At 48.0% G+C, this 18,529-nt stretch carries 21 protein-coding genes and 1 pseudogene; 9 read left to right on the top strand and 13 right to left on the bottom strand.

The window, feature by feature from the left end:
* Positions 1-8: 8 nt before the first annotated feature.
* The 4 genes and pseudogenes from rfaF to B3B59_RS00385 all read left to right on the top strand — a co-directional run.
* A complete protein-coding gene (gene rfaF / locus B3B59_RS00370; RefSeq protein WP_286807860.1) occupies positions 9-1,055 on the top strand; it encodes an ADP-heptose--LPS heptosyltransferase RfaF in 1,047 nt (348 codons plus the stop codon).
* A 3-nt stretch (positions 1,056-1,058) separates the two neighbouring features.
* The gene (rfaC, locus tag B3B59_RS00375) at positions 1,059-2,021 is read left to right on the top strand and encodes a lipopolysaccharide heptosyltransferase RfaC (RefSeq protein ID WP_286807861.1); all 963 of its coding nucleotides are present in this window, start codon (positions 1,059-1,061) and stop codon (positions 2,019-2,021) included.
* Positions 2,022-2,048: 27 nt separating this feature from the next.
* Complete coding sequence (gene rfaL / locus B3B59_RS00380; RefSeq protein ID WP_286772313.1) at positions 2,049-3,281, top strand: O-antigen ligase RfaL; 1,233 nt, start codon at positions 2,049-2,051, stop codon at positions 3,279-3,281.
* A gap of 226 nt (positions 3,282-3,507) precedes the next feature.
* Positions 3,508-3,638, top strand: a pseudogene (locus tag B3B59_RS00385) (IS4 family transposase); the annotation flags it as partial.
* 199 nt (positions 3,639-3,837) lie between these two features.
* Here B3B59_RS00385 and B3B59_RS00390 read toward each other — a convergent pair.
* The 8 genes from B3B59_RS00390 to B3B59_RS00425 all read right to left on the bottom strand — a co-directional run bounded on the left by B3B59_RS00390 (position 3,838) and on the right by B3B59_RS00425 (position 11,230).
* Positions 3,838-4,980, bottom strand: a complete 1,143-nt coding sequence (locus B3B59_RS00390) for a lipopolysaccharide N-acetylglucosaminyltransferase (protein WP_286807862.1) — start codon at positions 4,978-4,980, stop codon at positions 3,838-3,840.
* A 6-nt stretch (positions 4,981-4,986) separates the two neighbouring features.
* Positions 4,987-6,006, bottom strand: coding sequence for a glycosyltransferase family 8 protein (locus B3B59_RS00395; RefSeq protein WP_286807863.1), 1,020 nt, complete (start codon positions 6,004-6,006; stop codon positions 4,987-4,989).
* 62 nt (positions 6,007-6,068) lie between these two features.
* Complete coding sequence (gene rfaY / locus B3B59_RS00400; protein WP_286807864.1) at positions 6,069-6,776, bottom strand: lipopolysaccharide core heptose(II) kinase RfaY; 708 nt, start codon at positions 6,774-6,776, stop codon at positions 6,069-6,071.
* Between the two features lie 41 nt (positions 6,777-6,817).
* A complete protein-coding gene (gene waaO, locus B3B59_RS00405) occupies positions 6,818-7,828 on the bottom strand; it encodes a lipopolysaccharide 3-alpha-galactosyltransferase (protein ID WP_286807865.1) in 1,011 nt (336 codons plus the stop codon).
* A gap of 49 nt (positions 7,829-7,877) precedes the next feature.
* Entirely contained in the window at positions 7,878-8,675 is a 798-nt protein-coding gene (rfaP, locus tag B3B59_RS00410; protein ID WP_286807866.1) for a lipopolysaccharide core heptose(I) kinase RfaP, read from the bottom strand.
* Complete coding sequence (locus tag B3B59_RS00415) at positions 8,668-9,792, bottom strand: glycosyltransferase family 4 protein (protein ID WP_040077837.1); 1,125 nt, start codon at positions 9,790-9,792, stop codon at positions 8,668-8,670. Before B3B59_RS00415 ends, rfaP begins: the two co-directional genes overlap by 8 nt.
* Positions 9,789-10,859, bottom strand: a complete 1,071-nt coding sequence (gene rfaQ / locus B3B59_RS00420; RefSeq protein ID WP_286807867.1) for a lipopolysaccharide core heptosyltransferase RfaQ — start codon at positions 10,857-10,859, stop codon at positions 9,789-9,791. Before rfaQ ends, B3B59_RS00415 begins: the two co-directional genes overlap by 4 nt.
* 170 nt (positions 10,860-11,029) lie before the next feature.
* The gene (locus B3B59_RS00425) at positions 11,030-11,230 is read right to left on the bottom strand and encodes a hypothetical protein (RefSeq protein ID WP_233803681.1); all 201 of its coding nucleotides are present in this window, start codon (positions 11,228-11,230) and stop codon (positions 11,030-11,032) included.
* Between the two features lie 36 nt (positions 11,231-11,266).
* Here B3B59_RS00425 and waaA point away from each other — a divergent pair, with 36 nt between their 5' ends.
* Together waaA and coaD are read left to right on the top strand one after the other, a co-directional pair.
* Positions 11,267-12,544 carry a lipid IV(A) 3-deoxy-D-manno-octulosonic acid transferase gene (waaA, locus tag B3B59_RS00430; protein WP_040077834.1) on the top strand — a complete coding sequence of 426 codons (1,278 nt, stop codon included), beginning with the start codon at positions 11,267-11,269 and terminating at the stop codon, positions 12,542-12,544.
* 8 nt (positions 12,545-12,552) lie between these two features.
* Complete coding sequence (gene coaD / locus B3B59_RS00435; RefSeq protein WP_286807869.1) at positions 12,553-13,032, top strand: pantetheine-phosphate adenylyltransferase; 480 nt, start codon at positions 12,553-12,555, stop codon at positions 13,030-13,032.
* 17 nt (positions 13,033-13,049) lie between these two features.
* Here the strand turns inward: coaD and mutM are convergent, their stop codons facing one another.
* From mutM to radC, 4 genes are all read right to left on the bottom strand, one after another.
* Positions 13,050-13,859, bottom strand: coding sequence for a bifunctional DNA-formamidopyrimidine glycosylase/DNA-(apurinic or apyrimidinic site) lyase (gene mutM, locus B3B59_RS00440; RefSeq protein ID WP_046886307.1), 810 nt, complete (start codon positions 13,857-13,859; stop codon positions 13,050-13,052).
* 72 nt (positions 13,860-13,931) lie between these two features.
* The gene (gene rpmG / locus B3B59_RS00445) at positions 13,932-14,099 is read right to left on the bottom strand and encodes a 50S ribosomal protein L33 (RefSeq protein WP_003024094.1); all 168 of its coding nucleotides are present in this window, start codon (positions 14,097-14,099) and stop codon (positions 13,932-13,934) included.
* Between the two features lie 22 nt (positions 14,100-14,121).
* The gene (rpmB, locus tag B3B59_RS00450) at positions 14,122-14,358 is read right to left on the bottom strand and encodes a 50S ribosomal protein L28 (protein WP_002436699.1); all 237 of its coding nucleotides are present in this window, start codon (positions 14,356-14,358) and stop codon (positions 14,122-14,124) included.
* Between the two features lie 216 nt (positions 14,359-14,574).
* Positions 14,575-15,240 (bottom strand): RadC family protein, encoded by a 666-nt coding sequence (radC, locus tag B3B59_RS00455; RefSeq protein ID WP_286807870.1) that lies wholly within the window; start codon positions 15,238-15,240, stop codon positions 14,575-14,577.
* Between the two features lie 174 nt (positions 15,241-15,414).
* On the opposite strand from radC, the gene coaBC reads away from it, so the two are divergent.
* The 3 genes from coaBC to slmA all read left to right on the top strand — a co-directional run bounded on the left by coaBC (position 15,415) and on the right by slmA (position 17,782).
* Positions 15,415-16,629: a bifunctional phosphopantothenoylcysteine decarboxylase/phosphopantothenate--cysteine ligase CoaBC gene (coaBC, locus tag B3B59_RS00460; protein WP_286807871.1), complete on the top strand. Its 1,215-nt coding sequence runs from the start codon at positions 15,415-15,417 to the stop codon at positions 16,627-16,629.
* Positions 16,607-17,065: a dUTP diphosphatase gene (gene dut, locus B3B59_RS00465; RefSeq protein WP_040077828.1), complete on the top strand. Its 459-nt coding sequence runs from the start codon at positions 16,607-16,609 to the stop codon at positions 17,063-17,065. Before coaBC ends, dut begins: the two co-directional genes overlap by 23 nt.
* 120 nt (positions 17,066-17,185) lie before the next feature.
* Entirely contained in the window at positions 17,186-17,782 is a 597-nt protein-coding gene (gene slmA / locus B3B59_RS00470; protein ID WP_040077827.1) for a nucleoid occlusion factor SlmA, read from the top strand.
* Between the two features lie 60 nt (positions 17,783-17,842).
* Here slmA and pyrE read toward each other — a convergent pair whose 3' ends face one another.
* Positions 17,843-18,484, bottom strand: a complete 642-nt coding sequence (gene pyrE, locus B3B59_RS00475; RefSeq protein WP_040077826.1) for an orotate phosphoribosyltransferase — start codon at positions 18,482-18,484, stop codon at positions 17,843-17,845.
* Positions 18,485-18,529 lie beyond the last annotated feature (45 nt).

Genomic DNA, 18,529 nt, shown 5'->3' on the forward strand with positions numbered 1-18,529 from the left:
GGCAAGCAATGAGGATACTGGTGATCGGACCGTCATGGGTGGGCGACATGATGATGTCGCAAAGTCTCTATCGCACGCTCAAGGCGCGTTATCCCCAGGCGATTATTGATGTGATGGCACCTGCGTGGTGCCGTCCGCTCTTATCGCGTATGCCAGAAGTGAACGAAGCGATCCCGATGCCGCTCGGCCACGGGGCGCTGGAAATTGGCGAGCGACGTAAGCTCGGCCACAGTCTGCGTGAACGACGCTATGACCGCGCCTATGTGCTGCCCAACTCCTTTAAATCTGCTCTGGTGCCTTTTTTTGCCAGTATTCCTCATCGTACAGGCTGGCGCGGCGAAATGCGCTACGGCCTGCTCAATGACGCGCGCGTGCTGGGTAAAGATGCCTGGCCACTCATGGTCGAGCGCTATGTGGCGCTGGCCTATGATAAAGGCGTGATGCAAACAGCGAAGGACTTACCGCAGCCCCTGCTCTGGCCTCAACTGCAGGTGAATGACGGCGAAAAGTCCCAGGTTTGCAGTACGTTTGGTCTTTCTTCAGAACGTCCAATGATCGGCTTCTGTCCGGGCGCAGAATTCGGCCCGGCAAAGCGCTGGCCGCACTACCACTATGCCGAACTGGCAAAACAGCTTATTGATGAAGGCTTCCAAATTGTGTTGTTTGGCTCAGCCAAAGATCACGAAGCCGGCAATGAAATTCTCGCCACACTCAGCAACGAGCAGCAGGCGTGGTGTCGTAACCTGGCAGGAGAGACTCAGCTTGAGCAGGCGGTCATTTTGATAGCCGCCTGTAAAGCCGTAGTCACTAACGACTCAGGGCTGATGCACGTCGCTGCCGCTCTTAACCGCCCGCTGGTTGCCCTTTATGGCCCCAGCAGCCCGGACTTTACACCACCGTTGTCGCACAAAGCTCGCGTGATCCGCCTGATTACGGGCTATCACAAAGTACGTAAAGGCGATGCGGCTGAGGGTTACCATCAAAGCCTCATCGACATTACTCCACAGCGCGTGCTTGAAGAACTCAACAGCCTGTTACTGCAAGAGGAAAGCTGACAGATGCGGGTTCTGATCGTCAAAACATCCTCAATGGGCGATGTATTACATACGCTACCTGCGCTGACTGACGCACAGCAGGCAATACCGGGTATTCGATTTGACTGGGTGGTTGAGGAAGGTTTCGCTCAAATCCCCTCCTGGCATGCAGCGGTCGATCGCGTTATCCCGGTAGCCATTCGTCGCTGGCGTAAAGCATGGTTTTCAGCGCCGGTAAAAGCAGAGCGTAAAGCGTTTCGTGAGGCTGTACAGGCTGAAAAATACGATGCGATTATCGACGCGCAGGGTCTGGTTAAAAGCGCTGCGCTGGTCACCCGCCTCGCGCGCGGGATTAAGCACGGCATGGACTGGCAGTCCGCCCGCGAACCCCTGGCTTCGCTTTTCTATAACCAACGCCACTCAGTCCCAAAGCAGCAACATGCAGTGGAACGTACTCGTGAACTTTTTGCGCTCAGTCTGGGCTACAGCAAACCACGAGCACAGGGCGACTATGCGATAGCGCAGCATTTTTTGAATCATCTTAATGCAGATGCAGGCCAGTATGCGGTATTTTTACACGCTACGACCCGTGATGATAAACACTGGCCGGAAGCAAACTGGAGAGAGTTGATCGGATTACTGGCAGCGTCAGGGATTCGAATCAAACTGCCGTGGGGCGCGCCGCATGAAGAGGCGCGAGCCAAAAGGCTGGCAGACGGGTTTGAATACGTGGAAGTGTTGCCACGAATGAGTCTTGAAGAGGTGGCGAGGGTACTGGCTGGCGCGAAATTTGTTGTGTCGGTGGATACAGGTCTGAGCCATCTTACCGCGGCGCTGGATCGCCCAAATATCACTTTATATGGCCCAACGGATCCTGGGTTGATTGGGGGTTATGGGATGAACCAGTTGGAGTGCCGTTCTGCAAATAAAATGCTTGCGAACTTACCCGCTTCTATTGTGTTTGACCAATTAACGTCTAAATTTTAACTCTCGTGAGCAAACGTCGGAGAAAAAATGGCCTTAGCATTACTTTTCAATAATGAGAATAAAAACTGGAAGCAATACTGGAACAGAGCATTGGTTTTTTTGTTCATTGCGACTTACTTTTTAGATGGTATTACTCGCTATAAGCATCTTATTGTCATTTTGATGACAATTTCTACAATAGTCTATTTGTACAAACAACCCAGTCATTATGCAACGTTATTTAAGACTTTCATTTTTGGTAGCGTAGTATTATTAACAGTTTTGGCGTTTTTTTCGTTGTTTCACACACCAGATCTTAAAGCAAGCTTCAAAGCCATCAATAACTCTGTTGTTGAAAACCTTCTATTAAGCTCTATAACAATTTCGGTTTTATTAAAAAATGAAAGTAGAGAAATAATATCTAAAATAATATTATTTTCATTTTTAACCGCATTGTGCTTACGCTCACTTACCGAACTGGTTCTATATTTACAAGATTACCAGCAAGGTATTATGCCTTTTACGACATTTAAGCATCGTACGATTTCTGACTCAATGGTATTTTTGTTTCCAGCGCTGCTGAACCTATGGCTATTCAAAACGACAAAAGCACGTATTGCATTTTTGGCATTAAGTGTCATTTATCTTTTCTTAATGTTAGGTACGCTCTCGCGAGGCGCGTGGTTGGCTGTGCTTATCGTTGGCGTTGTGTGGACGCTAATGTATAAACAGTGGAAGTTATTGGTTTTGGGCGGAATCATTGCGGTGCTCGCATTAACGGCCATATTTTCACATAAAGACATAACTGCAAGGTTAGTTTTTAAGTTGCAGCAAACCGACAGTTCATACCGTTATGAAAATGGAACGCAGGGCAGCGCTCTGGATTTAATTAAAGAAAACCCTGTGGTAGGCTACGGTTTCGGAAATAAAGCTTATGACTATGTTTATAATAACAGAGTTGTAGACTATCCTGGCTGGAAGTTTAAAAAATCGATTGGCCCTCATAACCTTGCCTTATTTGTGTGGTTCGGAATGGGCATTGCAGGACTTCTTTCTCTAATTCTTTTATATGCGGGTATTTTAAGAGAGTGTATAAAACATGCCTTTAAGGAGGATCATTATTCTCCTCTAAATGCTTATATGATTATTTTACTATCTTTCATTGGATACTTTATAATTCGCGGTAACGTTGAGCAGATCGAGTTAGATCTATTGGGGATTTTTGTCGGATTTCTGTTAGCAATGAAGGGAAAAAAGCTTGATGTTATAAAGGCTACTTAAGGCAGTATTATCGATCAGTTAAGGATCAGTTGATGAATCCTATGGCTGTGTAAGAATCCGGAAATGTTCACTCGTTTCCGGTTTTTTTATGCACATTTAAAAGGCTCTGGATCTGGTATCCCGTTACGGCTCATCGCTTAAATAGCTAGTTTATTGAAGTTATCTGGATCCGAAGCTTTTCTCCCGTTGCCTTGCCGAGGCTGGCACTGTCACCCTGTACAAACGTCGCCTGCTATCTTTGATGCGCAAAGGAAAGTCAGCCACCTGCTGACGTCGATGGCAGATGCGATGCGTTACCCCGCCGCAGAAATGACAGACCTGCACAGCCATAGCTGGGAAATCGAACTGGGATACAGGTAGATAAAGCAGACGATACAGCTGAATAGGCTGACGCTGAAGACCAGGAAGCATGGTGGCAGCCGGTCAGGTTACCGACAAGAAGAGAAGGAACTTTTCTGAGGGTGCCCGGGAGAAGATCTGGAAATACACTACAGCCCCGAAAAAAGGGCCAGCCAGTTGCTTAACTGACTGGTATTATTTTTTATTAACGTGTTCTTTAATCAAACCATTGGCGTATGACATCTTCAAAAACTTGTGTTACTCCTAACCAACTGTAGTGCTCATAAACAAATTTTTTTCCATTCAATGCAATATTCGTCAATTGCTTATCCTTAAGGGTATTAACGATATCCTCTGCGATAGAATCAATGGTCATCGGTTCTCTAAGATGAAAACCTGTCTGTTTATGTTTCACAAATTCAGTCATACCTCCACGCGTACTTACCAAAACGGGTTTTCCCGCACCCATAGCTTCTATTGCTACCATGCAAAAAGCTTCTTGAACTTGTGATGGAATTACAACCAAATCTCCAACGGCATAGTAATTATTCATTTTCTCGGGAGACATACTGCCAAGCAATAAACACTTTCCATTTAGTCGCTCGGATATATTTCTCACTTCACGCTGGTATGCACCTTTATCACTTTTACTCACTTCTAAGTGATCGCCAACCACGACGAGTTTTAAATTCTCGTGAGATTCGGATATTTTCTCGAATGCTTGAAGTAATTGCAAAATCCCCTTATCAGGAACAATACGCCCTGCATAGAATATGACCGTATCATTTGCAGAAAGACCCAGATCGACTTTGGATTTTTCTTCATAACTTGCCTGATACGCTTCAAGATCAATCCCGTTTGGTACGATTGCTATATTCGCCTGTGGCAATTTTGCTTGATAGAAATCTTTAAGGAAGATACTTGGTACAATCATTTTGACATCAGCGTCAAGACCTTTGACTTCCAACGCGTTGTGCATGTGTAAAACAATTTTAGTTTGTGGCGCGCGCTCCCTGATCTGTCGATAAAGCTTCATACTGTTATGTACGACAATGACGCTGTTATCGGTAATCGGAAAATCGTTTGCTATGTTAAGAATACGTTGCGAATAGGGTAAAGGATCGAGACGCGTCCATTTCTGAAAAATGCGTTTGTAAACCCGACTAAAACCGATGCGATGTATACTGCAGTTATCGTTCACCTGCGTATAATCAGAATATCCTTCGTTTTTAATACACACAATACGATTAGGAATGGTGGTTCGTTGAGCAACCTGATACATCCATGTCTCTACTGCTGCGGCGCCCCGAGGAGGAATAGAGAATATCGGCGTAACCGTAAAGATGATTTTATCAACCATTCTAATTTAGCTCTTCATCAAATTATATTTAATTGCTGTGTATAAACCGGAAAAGTACTTATTTTGATATAATAAATGTTTGTATTTCTCACGGCACTCGTGTTTTCTTACGGCTGGCTGCAAGGGCTTTACTTTCCATGGCGAAAGCGCATAAACATCACGGAAAAAACGGGCTGACGGATAGTTTGCCCAGTCATGCCAGGGCTTCGTCACGCCCGTATAGTGTATAAACACTGTTTTATCTGTGATAAATGAAAGGTAATACTCTTTATTCTTTTCTTCAAACTCAGATTTAAGAGAATAAATTGTATTATATTCCCGCGGAAGAAGTTCAGCATGGTGGAGGAACATAATATTTAAAATATCCTGGTCTGGATACTTTATATTCTCTGTCACTTGAGGATCAGAAAGCAAATCAAAAAACTTTTCCGTCAGATGCGAATTCAACCACTGCTTCAGATTAATATACATCACACCAGAGTTAAAATAATGACCTTCGAACTCTGGATTTTTCAGTCGCTCGGCACTCTTCTTCTGCATAGAATCGACATCAACAACTACCGCACCGTACTGATCGTTAAACTCCAGAGCAATCAACTCTTCTAGTGAGCCTTTACAGGTGATGTCAGCATCAAGATACAACAGTTTATCCAGCCGTTCAGAGAAGTAATCGAACGATAGCAGTCTATAATAAATCGACACGGGCCAGATATTCGTTTTGGGTAGTGTCGATAAAGGTGCTGCATCAATATGATAGAGCTTAATAACTGTTCTGTACTGTTCAGCAAGCTCAGTAAGCAGATGAACAAACTCAGGATCTAAGACATCCGAAATAATATGAAAGGTAAACGGCGTGTCATGCTGCTTGTTATTCTCCAGGATCGATGCGATGGATATTGCTGCACCGATCTGATAGTTTTTATCGATACCCCATGAAATATTAAAAGTATCGCGGTCGTCGCATTTTTCAATGCGTTTATCCAGCACAATTATGTCTTTAAACCGGGTTAATTGTTTAAAATCCAAGTTATTTACCTTTCAGGCGTATTATCTACACGTACTGTTACTTACTAAGTCTTCAGAAATAACTAGCGTTTCTTCAGACCCAGCTTAACCTTTATTTCTCTAATAATATTTTTAACTTTCTTTTTAAAGAGGAGCGAGTTATATCCAGAATCATGCAGTGTATTTTTGATTCCGTAATGACGCTCAAGATCAAGCCTGTCTTTCGCTTTCAATAATGGGCTCGTTTTTTTACCAGAAAGATCTATCAAGCGTAATCCCTGCTCCGACACAATGAAATTAGCCTTATGTGGATCGCCTGACACCATACCATGATCATGTAACTCTTTTATTGAATCTGAAATCTCTTTCTTAATATGTTCAGGGACGTCAACATATTGTTCTAAACCTGTACCTTCAATGTATTCAATTAACATTATAAAGTAATGGGAGAAATTCAATGTCTTTTTCTCAGCCAATAGATAGTAATCATTAATCGAGGATACACCCTCGCTTCTGACTCTATTAGTCTGATAAATTAAGTTTTCGTAGTAATCTCTCTTTACGCACGATTTCAGGAATCGCTCTACTTTTTTATGTTTCGGCGCAAAGACTTTTAGTACTATCGGCCCGCGTTCGGTTTCGATCAGTATGACTTTAGTATCTTCAATTGAACGGAATACTTTTGTCACTTTAAGATTAAAACGAAGAAAATCTTTCAAAATATTTTCATAAAAGGGATCGTTATCTTTTACGAAAACCACTAAATTATCTATTGTCTTTTTTTGAATCATAATGAAACCGTTATTTTTAAATTTTTAGTAAGTATTTATCATTACTTAATAAGTTTACTTTTATAATAATTAATGTAACTCAAAATACCTTGCAAGGTCTTTCCTTGCCTGAATTTATGCTTGGCACAATATCTATACTGATTACTATTTACTGGTTTTAAAAGCTCAACGTTTTGCCATGGAGAATGCTTCTTAGCATCAAGGAAACTTTGCGATACCGGATAATTTACCCATTCATGCCAGGGTTTTGTAGGACCAACATAGTGAATAAATACTGTTTTATCATTCACAGGATTCACAACATCATCTTTCAGTTCATAATTGATACTAAAACGTGTGTTGTACTTCCCGTCGATAAAATTCACTTTACCTGCCAGTAAAATGTTCAGTACGTCCTGATCCAAATGCGTGATTTTCTCTACCCACTCAGGTATACGCAGCATTTCAATCGCTCGGGTAGAAATGTCATTTTTTTGCCATTCATTAATGTTGATCAGCAAAAATCCGGCATTAAAATACCCTGAAGCCAGGGCTGGGGTAGTAAGGGTATTCGCGCGATTGGTCCACCATTCGCTATCCCTTTCTGTTACCACCGCTGCAACTTCATTTTCCGCAAACGTATATTCGGCTAGTTCTTGAATAGTGCCCTTACAGGCGATGTCTGCATCAAGATACAATAACTTATCGATTTTATGATAAAAATAATCCGCTATAATAAAACGGAAATAAGTTGCATAGGACCAATTTTTGGTAAACGGAAGCGTCTTAAGTTTATCGCAATTAATCAGATAAACTTTAACAGAAGTGTGGTATTGCGCAGCCAACTCGGAAAAACGTACTTTATCTTCGTCGCTAAAATAATCGGTAAATACATGGAATTCAAAATTTAGCGATTTATTATTCAGCAATATTGATGCTATCGCAACACCACAGCCAAAGAGGAAGTTTTTATCGATGCCGAATGCAATATTAAGGCTATCGTTCGATTTAATTTCTCGATAGTCATAATCAAATACTGAAAGGATGACATCTTTGTCACTAAACTGAGACATGTTAATTCTTGTCCGCTAAATATAAAGAGAAAGGATAGCCCCGGGCGGGTTACAACGACTTGCGAATCGTTCTTTCGCGAATTTTACTGGCTTTTTCTTCTGCCTGCGTTAGTAGATCGCTCTCCTGGCGAAGAATGTCTTTTAATGGCAACTCAAAATAAATCTTCATAAATCGCCAGATATCCCGCTGCGTCAATCCAATATTCATTGACGAAAAATAGAGCCCAATAAGGTCCTTATCGCGCCAGCGGCGTGGGACTTGTTCACGAATTTGCGCACGATGGAGGTCAATCATTGAGATCTTTAAATCCGCTTCGTCGCCACTGAACGGCAGATGCAGAAGAAAGTGACAAATATAACAATCGCGGTGATTGATCCCTCCCGCGTGCATTTTACGAACCATGGTCGCAACACGATCGATAAGCATACGTTTCACGCGCACGTCCGGAGGATTGGTTGCCCAATCCGCACAGTAATCTTCCAGGCTTATCGTCGGGGTTAAATCTTCCGTTATGATGAAAGACGTACGCGTGAGTGGATTGAGGCCTTTCTCACCAAAGCCGACACCATACATGGTATCTACGCCCAGCTTGCTCAGCCGATGAATGGCGTGCCACTCTCTGTCGGCACCTAAAACCGGCATACGCAGCGAGAGCAGATTTTTCACGATCTCTTTCACGGACGTCCCGCGGTGCCATTTCAGAAAATAACTTTTACCAGCCAGCTCGAAGCGCAAGGTACGGCGAGTTTCCAGCTCCCGGAAGACCTCACCCTGCAGATTTTTGACCTCTTCGAAAGCATCTTTACCGCGCCATAATGTGGCTAACGGCTCTTTCAGCTCAACCATCTAAACCACCTGTTATGATATCCGCCGCTTTCTCCGGCAGGCTGTATAAATCCTGGGTATCCGCATAATGGCGCGCATTTTCCGCCCAGGCAGCGCGCAGTGACGGTTGTGTCAGCGCTTTGCGTAACGCTTCATTCAACGCTTCTTGCCGGAAAGGCTCTGCAATGGCGACGCCGCAATTAGCATCCTCAATATAGTGTGCATAGCCGCAAACTGCCGTTGTCAGTACGGGCAAGCCTGCGGTAATCGCCTCCAGCAATACGATACCGGCGGCTTCCTGATAGGCAGGATGCAGCAGTAAATCTGCCGCTGCCATCAGCTCTGCAACATCGTTACGTCCGGAGAAGAAATGAACATTACTGCGAACGCCGAGTTTTTCCGCCAGCGCCTCAAATTTCCGCGGCTTGTCCTGGCCAACGACAAAAAGCTGGGTATTCTGACGCTGCGCCTGAGGTAGCGACGCCAGCGCCTCGATAGAACGGTCTACGCCCTTACGGCTAAAGTCAGAGCCGACCTGCAGTATTAAGTGCTGCTGCTCGTTAATGCCATTTTTTTGACGATAGATTTCGCGACTGTTTGGAATCTGTTGGCTGTACTTCCGGTCGGGGTAAATACCGGGCGGAAGGATGTGAAAACGCTCAGCTTCAGTCTGATAATGTTTCTGAAAATCAGCGATCTGCTTATCCGTCAACATCAGTAATTGCGTTGGCTTGCCGTTCTCGAAGGTCGCACGTTCAAAGGCCGCATAGTGCCGATAGCGCGAAGTCAGACGATAGAAAAATCCCTTCTCCTGCGCCACTTTCTCGGCGTAACAGACATCGGCTGCATAATAGACATCGAGGCCAGGCATCTTATTAAAGCCAACGACCCGATCCACCGGATGGTCACGAAGATGTGCCTGTACCCAGGCATGATATTCCGCGTTACGTCCATGATTGGTGCGGGATTTTACCGGGACGCGTATCAACTCAAATACGTCCGGGCACTCACCTTCCCAGGACTGGGTGTACACGCGAACATGATGCCCACGAGCCGCAACGGTCTGAGCAATGCGCATAAAATCACGCTGCAGACCGCCGAACGGGAAATATTTATATAAACAGAAAGCAACGATCATAGTGCGTCACCTTCCAATGTCGTCACATGACTTACAGGCAACATTTTCTTTACCGCCGCAATAACATCACTGGCAGGAATGACGGATAGATACATCTCATTGCGATCGCGTTGCTCGCGCGGCGGCATTGGTCGGTAATCACCGGCCCAAAACTGAATCATATTCGTAGACCAGGGGCGCCAGAAATTATGGTCTGTCGCACCAAATAAGCACACCATAGGTGTGTTAACCGCCGCCGCGATATGTCCGGGCGCGGAATCCACGCCAATAAACAGTTCCGCATGATCAATCAGCGCCCCCAACTCAGGGAAAGTCACTTTACCGGCAAGCGCCGTTACGGGAGGCGTTTTACAGCCTTCGGCAATCGCCTTTATACAGGCCAGATCATCACTACCAGGCCCGGAGGTCAGTACGACCTGATAGCCTTCTGCATGCAGGGCATCGATGACCTCGGAAAACTTCTCGTTGTTCCAGCATTTAAATACCTGACGTGCCGTAGGCTGGATGACAACATAATGTTCGCCGACTCCGGCTTTATCCAGTTCGCTACGCACGCGTTCCCAGCATGACGGGTTATAACTCATCGTGGTACGGCTGACGAACGAGGTCAGGTTCAGGGGAGCCAGTACTGAGAGGTTACTTTCAACCACATTCTCGCCTACTAAAGGGGCAAGATGAGTAAAGCTATTGCGCCAGAATGATGACTGGCGATGGCTGTAATCTTGTGAAATCCGAACGGGTACGTTGAGAAGCCTGACTAATAGCGCAACCATCCACTGATCTGTCAGGTTAACAATCAGGTCATATCGATTAGCGCGGAGGGTTTTAATTAAATTTGCGAAATTCGCTATTTTCTCCGCCGCGTTGGCCTTCTTATTTTTAATGCCATACAGCGCATTAATTTCAGGATTCTCAGACAATATCGGCATCGTATCCTGATAAAGAAGCACATCAATCTTTGCGTCAGGATAATTCTGTTTTAGCGTACTGATGACAGGAGTTGTTAATAACATATCTCCATGGAAACGCATCTTTATAACCAGAATTTTTCGAAATGACTTTTCCACAAGCGGCTCTTTTGTTGTGATTGTCCGGTAAAGGCAGGCAGAAAAAAGCACGCTACCGCCCCAGGCTCAACAGCTACCTGAATACTGATACCGCACTCACTTTTGTGCGCTAGTGTAACACTTCTTTCGCTTCAATCCGATACGAATAAAATTTAATCAGAGCATTCATTTTATGCAGTTAAATCAGCATGATAAGCATGATAATTTGCGGTAAAAGCGGCTTGTTCACGTTGGTTCCGGGTGCCCCTGGCGGTAAAATTCAACAAATCGCATAAAAATACAAAAATCATAGGCATCGCAAGTGGCGGGGTACAGGCGTCTAAATAGACCAAAAACAGGAAAAGTAATGGCAAAGGCGCAGCTAAATACATAGAATCCCCAGCACATCCATAACCCAGCGATTTACTATGCTCGAATTGCTTTACACCGCCCTTCTATACCTCATTCAGCCACTGATCTGGATACGGCTATGGGTGCGTGGACGTAAAGCACCGGCTTATCGTAAACGTTGGGCGGAACGCTACGGGTTCTACCGTCGTCCACTCAAGCCAGGCGGCATCATGCTGCATTCGGTCTCCGTGGGCGAAACGCTGGCCGCAATCCCACTCGTTCGTGCTTTACGCCACCGTTACCCCGATCTGCCGATCACCGTAACTACCATGACTCCAACAGGGTCAGAGCGCGTGCAGTCAGCTTTTGGTAGCGATGTTCAGCATGTTTACCTGCCTTACGATCTACCTGATGCCGTTGGCCGTTTCCTGAATAAAGTTGACCCGAAGCTGGTGTTAATCATGGAGACGGAGCTGTGGCCAAACCTAATTGCGGCCCTGCATAAACGCAAAATTCCCCTGGTGATTGCCAACGCGCGTCTCTCTGCTCGTTCGGCGGCGGGGTATGCAAAGCTGGGCAAATTTGTACGCCGGCTGCTACGTCGTATTACCCTGATTGCCGCACAAAATGAAGAAGACGGTGAACGCTTTGTGACATTAGGTGCAAAGAACAATCAGGTTACCGTCACCGGCAGCCTTAAGTTCGATATTTCCGTCACGCCGCAGCTTGCAGCGAAAGCCGTCACGCTGCGTCGTCAATGGGCGCCGCACCGTCCAGTGTGGATTGCTACCAGCACGCACGATGGCGAAGAGAGCGCGGTGATCGCAGCCCATCAGGCATTGTTAGAACAGTTTCCTAATCTGCTGCTGATTCTGGTGCCACGTCATCCCGAGCGATTCCCGGATGCCGTTAACCTTGTGCGTGGCGCGGGTCTAAGCTATATCACACGTTCATCTGGCGAAGTACCTTCTGCCAGCACGCAGGTTGTGGTCGGCGACACGATGGGCGAGCTGATGCTGCTTTACGGCATTGCCGATCTCGCTTTCGTGGGCGGTTCGCTGGTTGAACGTGGTGGGCATAACCCCCTGGAAGCGGCAGCGCATGCTATTCCCGTCTTGATGGGGCCACATACTTTTAATTTTAAAGATATTTGTGCCCGTCTCGATAGTGCAGGCGGTCTGATTACCGTGACCGATGCTGCGACGCTGGCGAAAGAGGTCTCCTCTTTGCTAACCGATGCCGATTATCGCAATTTTTACGGCCGCCATGCCGTTGAAGTGCTGTATCAAAACCAGGGCGCTCTGCAACGCCTACTCCAGTTACTGGAACCGTATCTGCCACCTAAAACGCATTGAGGGCTGTTATGCTTAAACGGGCGATTTATCCGGGCACTTTCGATCCCATTACCAATGGTCACATTGATATTGTCACGCGCGCAGCAAGCATGTTTGATCAGGTTATCCTGGCCATCGCTGCCAGTCCCAGCAAGAAGCCGCTGTTCGACCTGGATGAACGTGTCGCCCTTGCAGAAAGCGCTACGGCTTACCTGCCCAATGTCAAAGTGGTCGGTTTTAGCGATTTAATGGCGAATTTTGCCCGCACACAGCAGGCCAACATCCTGATACGTGGCCTGCGTGCCGTTGCTGATTTTGAGTATGAAATGCAGCTGGCGCACATGAACCGCCATCTGATGCCCGAGCTGGAAAGTGTCTTTCTGATGCCGTCAAAAGAGTGGTCATTTATCTCTTCATCGCTGGTGAAAGAAGTGGCGCGTCATGCCGGGGATGTCACTCACTTCCTGCCAGAAAATGTCCATCAGGCGCTGTTAGCCAGGCTGAAATAAACGCCTGGCTTGCCATGTCATTTCTGGCACTGGCGGCAATAAAATGTTGCTCGCTGGGCATGTTTTGTCGCCACTATGGGCGAGCCGCATACCCGACAAGCCTCCCCTTTGCGGCCATAAACCTGCAGCTCTTGCGCAAAGTAGCCTGGCTTACCGTCGCTTTGCAGAAAATCCTTCAACGTCGTGCCGCCCTGCTCAATCGAGCGCTGTAAAACGGCTTTAATCACTTTTACCAGCAACGCGCACTCATCAGCAGAGAGTGACGAGGCCAGGCGATCCGGATGGATCCCGGCAGCAAACAGCGATTCACTGGCATAAATGTTACCGACACCCACGACCAGCTTGTTATCCATCAGCCAGGGCTTGATAGGGGTTTTCTTCTTCTCGCACTTAGCCTTCAGGTAATCCGCATCAAAATCTTCGCTCAGCGGCTCAGGGCCGAGATGAGCCAGTACATTGTGCCCTTCCAGCTCTTTCGTCCACAGCCAGGCACCAAAGCGACGCGGATCGGTATAGCGCAGCACTTTACCGTTGCTCATGACCAGATCAACATGGTCATGCTTCTCTGGTGGCAGCTCATGAGGCAAGATGCGCAGGCTCCCGGACATGCCGAGGTGGATGATAATCCAGCCATCAGGCAACTCCAGAAGCAGATATTTCGCGCGACGTTGCACACTGAGCACGGGTTTGTCGCTCAACGCATGAATCTCATCGGAGACAGGCCAGCGCAGGCGACCGTTGCGCACAATCGCATGAAGAATGGTTTCGCCGACCAGATGAGGCTCAATACCGCGGCGGCTGGTCTCTACCTCGGGTAATTCAGGCATGTTTCCTCCGTTGGGCTACGCAGAATGCAAAAAACCCCGCCGAAGCGGGGTTTTTCTACAAGGAGTCTAAAATTATTTAATTTTAGCTTCTTTGTACAGTACGTGCTGGCGTACAACTGGATCGAATTTTTTCAGTTCCAGTTTTTCCGGCTTAGTACGTTTGTTCTTCGTGGTGGTGTAGAAGTGACCTGTACCAGCAGAAGAAACCAGCTTGATTTTCTCGCGAATACCTTTAGCCATGATTTATTTCCTCTTTAAGTACTTAGTACTTTTCGCCACGGGCACGCAGTTCGGACAGAACTGTATCGATGCCTTTCTTATCAATAACACGCATACCTTTAGCAGATACACGCAGGGTGACAAAACGCTTCTCGCTCTCAACCCAGAAACGGTGAGAGTGCAGGTTCGGCAGGAAACGGCGTTTAGTCGCGTTCAGTGCGTGGGAACGGTTGTTACCGGTCACCGGACGCTTGCCAGTAACTTGGCAGACTCGGGACATGTCTATTCTCCAAAAATCAAATTAGCTCGAGCTTCGTATGGGGTATCGGCGCCTCGTCAGGCTTTACAGCCCGGTCATCGCAGTTCTAAGTGAACTCTCGATTGCCAGGCCCAAATGCCAAACCCGAGATTCTCAAAGGTGGCGTAGTATACGCTGACTCGGCGGTGTGCTCAAGTCCCGAACAGACAAAGATCCCTATGGATCGCGTGAAATGGCCTAAATCCAACCATGTTCTGCAAAAGAAACGTACTCTCCGCGGCCAATGATCAGATGGTCAACGACTCTAATGTCCATGAATTGACAACATTTTATGATACGTTGGGTCACTTCTTTGTCGGCGTTGCTCGGCTCTGCGCGCCCCGAGGGGTGATTATGCGCGAGGATCACGGCGGCTGCATTTACTTTTACTGCCTCCCGCACGATTTCACGCGGATGCACCTCAACAGAATTCAGCGTTCCTGAAAACAGACGGCAATGATGAATGACTCGATGCTGATTATCCAGAAAGATCACCATAAAGATCTCACGTTCTTCTTCACTTAGCTGGCTTTGTAAAAAGGCGAGGGCCTGGTCAGGGCTTAGCAGCGAGTCATCCTCGTGCATCTGTGACACGTAATAACGACGGGCCAGCTCAGCAATTCCTTTTAACTGCGCGTATTTCGCGATGCCGATACCTTCGACGCGCTCAAAATCAACCAGCTCGGCCGACAGCAAGCTATACAATGAGCCAAAGTGTTCGAGCATTTCGCTGGCAAGCGTAAAGACGTTTTTACCGCGCGTACCGGTGCGCAAAAACAGCGCCAGTAACTCGGTATCTGTTAAGGTGGCAACGCCATCTTTCAGCAGCTTTTCCCGGGGCAGCATCGGGCAGGTTATTTCCATATGCTTATCTCCTTACTATTGCAAAAGCATGCTGCCACAGGCCCGGACAGCACTCGACCTGAAATTTGCCGTCTTGCGTAGCGCCTCGCAAAGTGATTCAAGGGACAACAACACGATGCTTTTCGGATTGTGATAAAATGCCCCACTCTCTGGTGAACCCAACAGGAAAGAATCATGAAGAGCCTGGCCGGTAAAAAAATCGTTCTTGGCGTGAGCGGCGGTATTGCTGCCTATAAAGCGCCAGAGCTGGTGCGCCGTTTGCGCGAGCGCGGAGCGGAAGTACGGGTGGCGATCACCGAAGGCGGTAAAGCCTTTATCACGCCCATGAGCTTACAGGCCGTCTCCGGTTTTCCGGTTTCCGATAGTCTTCTCGACCCGGCAGCAGAAGCCGCCATGGGCCATATTGAGCTGGGGAAATGGGCAGACCTCGTGATTCTTGCCCCGGCGACAGCAGATTTAATCGCCCGCGTTGCAGCGGGCATGGCTAACGACCTTGTGTCGACAATTTGCCTGGCTACACCGGCCCCCGTAGCAGTGGTGCCGGCCATGAACCAGCAGATGTATCGCAATGCCGCAACCCAACATAACCTTGCGACGCTTGCGTCGCGCGGTCTGCTTATCTGGGGTCCGGACAGCGGCAGCCAGGCTTGTGGCGATATCGGTCCAGGGCGCATGCTCGACCCGCTTGCGATTGTCGATCTTGCCGCTGACCATTTTTCGCCTGTAAACGATCTGCAACATCTCAACATCATGATCACCGCGGGCCCGACACGTGAGTCCCTGGATCCGGTGCGTTACATCACGAACAAGAGCTCCGGTAAGATGGGGTTTGCTATCGCTGCCGCCGCTGCAGAGCGCGGGGCAAAAGTGACGCTGGTCAGCGGACCGGTCTCACTACCCACGCCGCCGCAGGTCCACCGTATTGATGTGACCACCGCGCTGGAGATGGATGCGGCTGTTCAGTCAGACGTCCAGCAGCAGCATATTTTTATCGGCTGCGCCGCCGTCGCGGATTACCGCGCAGCTGACATTGCCGAGCAGAAAATCAAAAAGCAAGGCGATGAAATTACAATAAAAATGGTCAAAAACCCCGATATCGTTGCGAATGTGGGGGCATTAAAGATCAATCGACCTTTTGTTGTTGGATTTGCTGCTGAAACAAATAATGTGGAAGAATACGCCCGGCAAAAACGTACCCGCAAACATCTCGATTTGATTTGTGCGAATGACGTATCGCTGGCTACACAAGGATTTAACAGCGACAGCAACGCGCTGCACTTATTCTGGCAGGATGGAGAAAAACGCTTACCGCTTGAGCGAAAAGCGCTCCTGGGCCAACAATTACTGGACGAGATCGTTACCCGTTATGATGAAAAAAATCGACGTTAAGATTCTGGACCCGCGTGTTGGACAGCAATTTCCGCTGCCAACCTATGCCACCTCCGGCTCTGCCGGTCTTGACCTGCGTGCCTGTCTCGACAACGCCGTAGAACTGGCTCCGGGCGCCACCACCCTGTTACCGACTGGCCTGGCAATTCACATTGCCGATCCTTCTCTGGCAGCGGTTATTCTGCCGCGTTCTGGCCTTGGCCATAAACACGGTATCGTCCTGGGCAACCTGGTCGGGCTGATTGACTCCGATTACCAGGGCCAGTTGATGGTTTCTGTCTGGAACCGTGGTCAGGACAGCTTTACCATTGAACCGGGCGAGCGTATCGCGCAGATGGTGTTTGTACCCGTAGTACAGGCAGAATTTAACCTGGTGGAAGACTTTGATGCCACCGACCGTGGCGAAGGCGGCTTCGGCCATTCCGGGCGCAAATAAACGCCCGAACACTCCGTATTTCACAGCGCCATAATGTCATAACAAACCGCAAACGCCAGTTTGCGGTCGCTGTGTGGATGCGAGCCTGACAAGTGCTTATTTTCAGGGGTATTTTGTAACATGGCAGAAAAACAAACTGCGAAAAGGAATCGTCGCGAAGAAATACTTCAATCTCTGGCTCTGATGCTTGAATCCAGCGACGGCAGTCAACGCATCACCACCGCTAAGCTGGCCGCCTCTGTCGGCGTGTCGGAAGCGGCGTTGTATCGTCATTTCCCCAGCAAGACACGCATGTTCGACAGTCTGATCGAGTTTATCGAAGACAGTCTGATTACGCGTATCAACCTGATTCTGAAAGATGAGAAAGACACCTCTGCGCGCCTGCGCCTGATTGTCCTATTGATTCTGGGATTCGGTGAACGTAACCCCGGGCTAACCCGTATCCTGACCGGACACGCGCTGATGTTCGAACAAGATCGACTGCAGGGGCGGATTAACCAGCTTTTTGAGCGTATCGAAGCGCAATTGCGTCAAGTGCTACGCGAAAAGAGAATGCGTGAAGGTGAAGGTTACACCATCGATGAAACGCTGCTGGCAAGCCAGGTGCTGGCTTTCTGTGAAGGCATGCTCTCCCGTTTCGTGCGCAGCGAGTTCAAATATCGCCCAACCGACGATTTCGACGCCCGCTGGCCGCTCGTCGCCGCGCAATTGCAATAACATCCGTTTCACTCTGCAAAAAGTATAAGCCCGGTAAGCATCGCGCCACCGGGCTATTTATTACACGCCGTATGCTTCCCTGTACGCACGCACCGCCGCCAGGTGATCTGCCATTTCCGGTTTCTCTTCCAGATAGCTAATCAGATCTTTCAGGGTCACGATAGAGATCACTTTGCAGCCGTAATCACGCTCCACTTCCTGAATGGCAGAAATCTCGCCGCGACCACGCTCCTGGCGATCCAGCGAAATGAGCACGCCTGCCAGCTCCGCGTTATTTGCCTGGATAATCTCCATCGATTCACGAATCGCAGTTCCCGCCGTAATCACATCGTCCACCAGCATGACACGTCCCTGCAGTTCGCTACCGACCAGGTTGCCGCCCTCGCCGTGTGTTTTGGCCTCTTTACGGTTGAAGCAGTATGGAACATCGCGTTCATGGTGTTCAGCCAGCGCCACCGCCGTGGTGGTCGCAATCGGAATGCCTTTGTAAGCAGGGCCGAACAGCAGATCGAAGTCAATGCCGGAATCCATCAGCGCTTCGGCATAAAAACGGCCTAACAGTGCCAGATCGCGCCCGGTATTAAACAGCCCGGCGTTGAAGAAATAGGGGCTCTTGCGCCCGGATTTCAACGTAAACTCGCCAAACTTCAGTACCTGCTTGTTAAGCGCAAATTCAATAAACTGGCGCTGATATGCTTTCATGGATTCGCTCCTCATTCACTTTTCTACAGACAAAAAAAAGGGCGA

The organism is Leclercia sp. UBA2479, assembly GCF_002341985.1.
GTDB lineage: Bacteria > Pseudomonadota > Gammaproteobacteria > Enterobacterales > Enterobacteriaceae > Enterobacter > Enterobacter pneumoniae.

Coding starts and splice junctions, on each gene's coding strand:
- waaA (WP_040077834.1), top strand. CDS start 11,267: ATGCTCGAATTGCTTTACACCGCCCTTCTATACCTCATTCAGCCACTG.
- rfaY (WP_286807864.1), bottom strand. CDS start 6,776: ATGATTCAAAAAAAGACAATAGATAATTTAGTGGTTTTCGTAAAAGAT.
- rfaP (WP_286807866.1), bottom strand. CDS start 8,675: ATGGTTGAGCTGAAAGAGCCGTTAGCCACATTATGGCGCGGTAAAGAT.
- coaD (WP_286807869.1), top strand. CDS start 12,553: ATGCTTAAACGGGCGATTTATCCGGGCACTTTCGATCCCATTACCAAT.
- radC (WP_286807870.1), bottom strand. CDS start 15,240: ATGGAAATAACCTGCCCGATGCTGCCCCGGGAAAAGCTGCTGAAAGAT.
- mutM (WP_046886307.1), bottom strand. CDS start 13,859: ATGCCTGAATTACCCGAGGTAGAGACCAGCCGCCGCGGTATTGAGCCT.
- rpmB (WP_002436699.1), bottom strand. CDS start 14,358: ATGTCCCGAGTCTGCCAAGTTACTGGCAAGCGTCCGGTGACCGGTAAC.
- B3B59_RS00415 (WP_040077837.1), bottom strand. CDS start 9,792: ATGATCGTTGCTTTCTGTTTATATAAATATTTCCCGTTCGGCGGTCTG.
- slmA (WP_040077827.1), top strand. CDS start 17,186: ATGGCAGAAAAACAAACTGCGAAAAGGAATCGTCGCGAAGAAATACTT.
- rpmG (WP_003024094.1), bottom strand. CDS start 14,099: ATGGCTAAAGGTATTCGCGAGAAAATCAAGCTGGTTTCTTCTGCTGGT.
- waaO (WP_286807865.1), bottom strand. CDS start 7,828: ATGTCTCAGTTTAGTGACAAAGATGTCATCCTTTCAGTATTTGATTAT.
- B3B59_RS00390 (WP_286807862.1), bottom strand. CDS start 4,980: ATGGTTGATAAAATCATCTTTACGGTTACGCCGATATTCTCTATTCCT.
- coaBC (WP_286807871.1), top strand. CDS start 15,415: ATGAAGAGCCTGGCCGGTAAAAAAATCGTTCTTGGCGTGAGCGGCGGT.
- dut (WP_040077828.1), top strand. CDS start 16,607: ATGATGAAAAAAATCGACGTTAAGATTCTGGACCCGCGTGTTGGACAG.
- rfaC (WP_286807861.1), top strand. CDS start 1,059: ATGCGGGTTCTGATCGTCAAAACATCCTCAATGGGCGATGTATTACAT.
- rfaL (WP_286772313.1), top strand. CDS start 2,049: ATGGCCTTAGCATTACTTTTCAATAATGAGAATAAAAACTGGAAGCAA.
- pyrE (WP_040077826.1), bottom strand. CDS start 18,484: ATGAAAGCATATCAGCGCCAGTTTATTGAATTTGCGCTTAACAAGCAG.
- B3B59_RS00425 (WP_233803681.1), bottom strand. CDS start 11,230: ATGTATTTAGCTGCGCCTTTGCCATTACTTTTCCTGTTTTTGGTCTAT.
- rfaF (WP_286807860.1), top strand. CDS start 9: ATGAGGATACTGGTGATCGGACCGTCATGGGTGGGCGACATGATGATG.